General features: G+C 72.0%; 3 protein-coding genes. All 3 read right to left on the bottom strand.

Annotated features, from left to right (window positions below; genetic code table 11):
* Positions 1-72 precede the first annotated feature (72 nt).
* A complete protein-coding gene (locus AB0C29_RS36240; protein WP_360830183.1) occupies positions 73-1,635 on the bottom strand; it encodes an ABC transporter substrate-binding protein in 1,563 nt (520 codons plus the stop codon).
* A gap of 70 nt (positions 1,636-1,705) precedes the next feature.
* A complete protein-coding gene (locus tag AB0C29_RS36235) occupies positions 1,706-3,109 on the bottom strand; it encodes a serine hydrolase domain-containing protein (RefSeq protein WP_360830180.1) in 1,404 nt (467 codons plus the stop codon).
* 96 nt (positions 3,110-3,205) lie between these two features.
* Positions 3,206-4,257, bottom strand: a 1,052-nt coding sequence (locus AB0C29_RS36230) for a serine hydrolase domain-containing protein (RefSeq protein WP_360830177.1), incomplete at its 5' end; no start/stop codon positions are given.

Genomic DNA, 4,257 nt, shown 5'->3' with positions numbered 1-4,257 from the left:
GCCGGGACGCCCCGGTCACCGGCTCCTGCTCCGCGGCGGCCCCGATCTCCGGCGCGGGCGCCGGCGCCGCGGTCATCGGTCGAGCATCCGGATGCTCGTCGGGATCAGCTGTCCGGGGGTCTCGAAGCGGGCCTTGGCGCCGTACGTGGCGATCTGCTGGTTGGCGAACGGGACCAGGTCGGCCGCCTTGACCAGGGCGGTCTCCGCCTCCAGCCAGGCGGGGCAGCCCGCGGGGCCGTCCATCGCGCTGGCCCGTTTGACCGCGGCTTCGTACTCGCTGTTGCGGATGCCGGCGAAGTTGGTGCCGTCGGGGACGCCGGGCCCGGACAGGAAGGGCACGATCTGGTCGGGGCTGTTGACGTTCACCTGGGCCCAGGCGATGTCCCAGTCGCCGGTGCCGAACAGGGTCTGGTTGAGGGCCTCGCCGCTCTGCGGCTTGGGGGTCACCGTGATCCCGGCGGCCTTCCACTGCTGCACCGCGAGTTCGGCGGTGGCCGTGGCGGCGCTGCCGCCGGCGCTCGAGTACGCGAAGGTCAGCGTCTTGCCGGCGATCTTCTTCAGCGCTTCCGTGGCCGCGGCCGGGTCGTGGGCGGGCAGCGCCGAGGCGAGCGTTCCGCCGGGGCACGCGAGCGGCTCGATCGCGGCGAGCGTGGTGGGCGGGGTGGCCTGACCGGCGCCGAGCACAGTCCGCAGCTGATTCAGGTCGAGCGCCTGGGTCAGGGCGAGCCGGACGGCGGGGTCCCGGGTGGCCCGGCCCTCGGCCTGGTTGTACCACTGCTCACCGAGCACCGCGGCGGTACGGGCCGCGAACAGCCCGGCCTTGTCCAGCCGCTGCGCGTCCGGACCGGTGACCTGGGCAGAATTGAGCTCGCCGGACAGCAGCAGGTTGGCGGCGGTGGCCGGGTTCTCGACGACCCGGACGGTGACGGTGTCGGGCATGCCGGGCGTCGCGGTGGACGCGCCGTTGGGACCCCAGGTGTAGCCCTCGCGGATCGCGTACGTGTAGTGGTCGCCCGGCACGGCCTCGGTCAGCTTGTACGGTCCGGTGCCCGCCGTGGCCTTGGCCAGGCCCGTCCGGTTGCTCATCCCGCCGGAGCACACGATCGGCAGGCTGGCCAGCCCGTTGAGCACGAACGGGGCCGGCGCCGCCAGCGTCAGAGTCACCTCGCCGGTGGCGTCGTCGGCGGTGGCGCGCGCCCCGGCCGGCAGGAACGTGCCCAGGAACGGGCTCTTGTTCTTCGGGTCACCGACGTAGGTCAGGTTGTCGGCGACCGCCTTGGCGGTGAGCGGCGTACCGTCCGCGCACGTCACGCCCTTGCGCAGGGTGAGCTTCACGGTGGTGCCGGCAGCCGACCACTTGTCGGCCAGTTGCGAGCGGATCTGGCCGCCGGCCGGGTCGACACCGACCAGCGTGTCGTACGCGAGCTGGCTGATGGTGAACAGCGCACTGCCCGCCGAGGACTGCGGGTCGAGATTGCCCGGGTCCGCGTTCAGGGCCATGGTGAACGTACCGCCGTCCACGACCTGCCCTTGGGCCTGCGAGCCGGAGCCCGACCCGCCGCCGCATCCGGCCAGGGCCAGCGCCGCGCAGAGCGCCGCGCTGCCGGCGATCCTCGACGTGGTGGTCAGCTTCATGAGGGGTCCTCTTCCGGCCTGCCGGCTCCGGTTCGACGGGGTGTTCTCAACGGGTGGGGTGGTCGGCCGGTCAGACCGGCGCGACCGTGGATCCGGCCCGGCGCACGGCCCGGCCGACGTGCAGGAACCGGGCATGGCCGGCACCGTCGTCGCCGACGAACGCGTGGGGCACGTACATGCCGTGCTCGGGTTCGACCGGGATGAGGAAGTCCTCGCGGTAGTGCACGAGCTCCTTGCGGACCGCGTGCCCGACCAGCTCGGCCAGCTCGCCCTTGGGCGTCTGCTCGAGCCAGATCCGGCCGTCCTGGTCCTGGCTGAGCGTCAGGTCGGCCACCCGCGACGAGTACGTCCCGACGTAGCGGCCCGCGTCCACGCGCTCGGGCTGTGCGGGCGGGCGGGGCATCTCGGGCAGCGGGATACGGCCGAGCTCGCCCAGCACGAGACCGAAGATGTCCCGGTACAGCGACATCGCGTCGCCGCCGTTGGTCAGCAGCGTCACGGCCAAGCCGTCCTCGACGACCAGGCGCAGGAACGCGGACTGCCCGATGGTGTTGCCGTCGTGCCCGGTGAGCGTCCCGGCCGGGGTGTCGAACCGTTCGAAGCCCAGCCCCCACGAGGTGCCCATCACTCCGATGTCGGGCAGCTCCACCTCGCGCTCCCGCATCCGGGCGGCGGTGCCCGCAGCGAGCACCCGCGTGCCGTCGGCGGCGCGGCCGTCCTCGAGGTGCATCCGGGCGAAGGCCAGCAGGTCACGGGGGCGCATCGCGAGCATCGCCCCGGCCGGCGCGTTCGAGCGGGCGAGCGCCCAGACCGGCGCCGGCTGGTAACCCGCGCCCGGCTCGAGCTCCAGATGACCGACCGCGACCCGGTGCAGGATCGCCTCGTACGGCCCGGGCGCGGCGTGCGTCAGGCCCAGCGGCGCGATCAGGTGCCGGCGCAGGCACTCGTCGTACGGCAGCTCGCGGACGACCTCGACCAGGCGGCCCAGCACGCAGTAGCCGGCGTTGTTGTACGAGAACTGCTCGCCGGGCGCGAACAGCTGCGGAAGGTCGTGCAGGGTCTCGACGAACTTGGCCACGCAGTCGTCGCCCGGCCCGGTGTCGGTGAAGATGTCACCCTCGAAGCCGGCCGTGTGGTTGAGCAGCTGCCGGATCGTGATGACCGCGGCGGCCGCCTCGTCGCCGAGCCGGAACTCAGGCAGGTACGTGCGCACCGGCGCGTCGAGGTCGATTTTGCCCTCGTCGGCCAGTTGCAGGACCAGGGTGGCGGTCCAGAGCTTGGTGATCGAGCCGATCTGGAACAGCGAGTCCGGCGTGGCCTCGACTCCGGTCGCGGTGCTGAGCAGCCCCGCGGCCCCGTCGACGATCTGCCCGTCGTGCAGGATGCCCCACGCCGCGGCCGGCACCTGGTGCTCGCGGAGCAGGCCGGGCAGGCGGGCCGCCACGATGTCCCGGACCTCTGTGATCGTCGTCATAGCGGGATCGTAGGAGCGCGGACCGGCATCGGTGTTCGTCGATCAGGACGAAATAGCGCCGCGCTGTTGGTCCGACCGGACAAGGGCCGAGGACGGTCACCGCGGTGTGCAGAAGGTAAGATCCGCCGCCTTCTGGAACCACTGGTAGGCGGCATCGGGGATCGTGTCTGTGTTCGCGAACACGACGGCCTGCCGGGTGCCGTCGGTCGTCTGTACAGCATCCGTGCTGAAGCCCAGGCCGCCGCCGGCGTGTCCCAGCACGATGGCGCAGGCGTACTGCCTCTTCATCAGCCCCAGGCCGTAGTCGTACCCGTCGCCGGAGTCGCGGAACTGCTTCATCTCCGCGAGCTGGCGGGCCGGCAGGACCCGCCCGCCGAGGAGTGCGCGGAAGAACGTCGCCACGTCGGCGGGTGTCGCGATCAACGCGCCCGTGGCCCACACGTGCGAGGCATCGATCCGGGTGATGTCGCGAAGTCCGGTCGGGTCGACCGTGTATCCGTGCGCATGCCGTCCCCTGATGGCCGAGCCTGTCGCGAACCAGGTGTGCCGAAGGTCGAGGGGCCGCAGGATGCGCCGATCGAGGACGCGCTCGAGTTTCTGGCCGGTGATCCGCTCGACGAGCAGCCCGAGGACCACATAGCCGGTGTTGGAGTAGGTGTAGCCGGCGCCGGGAGTGAACAACAACGGGTGGCTCGTACCGAGGCGCACGAGGTCGACCGGATCCCACACCCGCAGCGGATCGGCCCGGTAGTCGAAGCGCGGATCCTCGGCATAGTCGAACAGCCCGCTGGTGTGGCCGAGAAGATGACGGGCCGTGATCCGGTCGCCGCCGGGAAGCAGGCCGGGAAGCCATCGGCCGACCGGGGCGTCGAGGTTCAGCCGGTGCTCGGCCTGCAGTTGGAGGACGACGGTCGCCAGGTAGGTCTTGGTGATGCTGTCGATGCGGAACCGGTCGTTCGCCGTCACCGGCCGGCCGGTCGACACGTCGGCTTTCCCGCTGGTGAGCACGGTGCTGCGGGCGCCGTCGCGGACGAGATAGACGATGCCCGGCACGCCCGCCGCTACCGCCTGGTCCAATGCCCGTTGCACCGCCCCGAGATCCACGTGCCCGGCCGGGCCGGCCTGAGCGGAACCCGGCGGCCCTCCGG

This window comes from Actinoplanes sp. NPDC048791 (assembly GCF_040650095.1).
In the GTDB taxonomy this organism is placed as follows: domain Bacteria; phylum Actinomycetota; class Actinomycetes; order Mycobacteriales; family Micromonosporaceae; genus Actinoplanes.
The sequence above is the reverse complement of the archived record's forward strand: the minus strand, read 5'-3'. Positions and strand labels throughout refer to the sequence as shown.